This is a genomic window from Streptomyces sp. WM6378 (assembly GCF_001279695.1).
Taxonomy (GTDB): domain Bacteria; phylum Actinomycetota; class Actinomycetes; order Streptomycetales; family Streptomycetaceae; genus Streptomyces.
Window position 1 is genome coordinate 1 of the sequence record NZ_LGDD01000123.1, and the last position, 1,495, is coordinate 1,495.

Consider the following 1,495-nt stretch of genomic DNA (forward strand, 5'->3'; position numbering starts at 1 on the left):
GCTCACTAGAGGACCATCCCTTCTGCAGCCCTGGTGGATAGGGTTGTGACCTCTCGGTCCCGGTGGGGTACGGCCAGCCATGCGAGCCGCTCGACGGCCATCATGAGTTCCGCCGGCCCCGCCGGGCCCGAGGCCGTCTGATCGGCTTCAGGAACACGCCCCTTTGAGGGCCGATTAGTGAGCTCCCGGCAGACGTCCTCACTACCGAGCAGGTGCTCCGCGAACGACACAGGAGTACTTCCTTCGTGTACATCGGCTGGGACTGGGCGACCGCGACCCACGACGTCACCGTCATGGACAACACCGGGGCCCGCGTGGACCGGTGGGAACTCGCCCACACCGCAGAAGGACTGGACAAGACCCTGGCCCGACTGCGGCGATACGGCGCTCCCGCAGACCTGCCGGCGGCCATCGAGACCACCCGCGGCCTGGTCGTGGACCGGCTGCTGGCCGCGGGGCACCCGGTGGTGCCGGTCCATCCCAACGCCTTCCACGCCATGCGCCCGCGCTGGGGCGCCTCCAAGGCCAAGACCGATGCGGGAGACAGCCACAAACTCGCCGACTACCTGCGCACCGACGGCCATATGCTCCGCCGTCTGGTGCCCACCGACACGGCAACCCTGGAACTCCAGGCCCTGACCCGTCAGCGGGCCGATCACATCGAGGCCAAGGTCAGCGCCGTCAACCAGCTCGCAGCCCTGCTGGACGTGCACTGGCCCGGCGGCAAGACGGTCTTCGCAAGCCTGGACAGCGACATCGCCCTGGACTTCCTCGACCGCTACCCGACCCCGGCCGCAGCCGCAGCCGCCAAACTCACCGCCGGACGACTTGAAACCTGGTGCAAGCGCCGCCGTTACTCCGGAAAGAAGGCCGGCAGCGAGCTGATCGAGCGGCTGCGCTCGGCCCCGACCGCCGCCTCCCGGCTGAGCGACACCATCGTCACCCAGCTCGTCCGCGTCCAGGTCCAGGTGGTCCGCGCCCTGCGCACCGCCATCCGGGAGCTGGACACCGCGATCAAGACGGCGCTCGCGGTCCACCCCTACGCACCGTTGCTGGCCTCGATGCCCCGCATCGGCCAGGTCAACCTCGCACAGGTCATCGGTGAGATCGGCCCGATTCTCGAACGCGCCGAATCCTGCGAACAGTTCATCGCGGAGACCGGTGTCGTCCCCGTCACGCGGGCCTCCGGCAAAGCCCACGCGGTGACCTTCCGATACGCCACCAACCGCAGAGCCCGCGTCGCCATTACCATCTTCGCCGACAACAGCAGGCATGGCAGCGACTGGGCCGCGAAGATCTACAACGATGCCCGGGCCCGCAAGAAGCGCCACCCTCACGCCATCCGGATCCTCGCCCGGGCCTGGCTGCGCGTGATGTGGGCCTGCTGGCGCGACGGCGCCTGCTACGACCCCGCCATCCACCGAACCAACGGGAAGATCAATACGCCCGCCGACCCGCCCCAAGCGCCATAGAGGTTGACTCAGGGAACTCATGA

The 1,495-nt window shown here is 68.6% G+C and carries 1 protein-coding gene; it reads left to right on the forward strand.

Going from position 1 to position 1,495, the window contains the following annotated elements:
• Nucleotides 1-245 precede the first annotated feature (245 nt).
• Nucleotides 246-1,472 (forward strand): IS110 family transposase, encoded by a 1,227-nt coding sequence (locus ADK54_RS13465; RefSeq protein ID WP_053725857.1) that lies wholly within the window; start codon nucleotides 246-248, stop codon nucleotides 1,470-1,472.
• Nucleotides 1,473-1,495 lie beyond the last annotated feature (23 nt).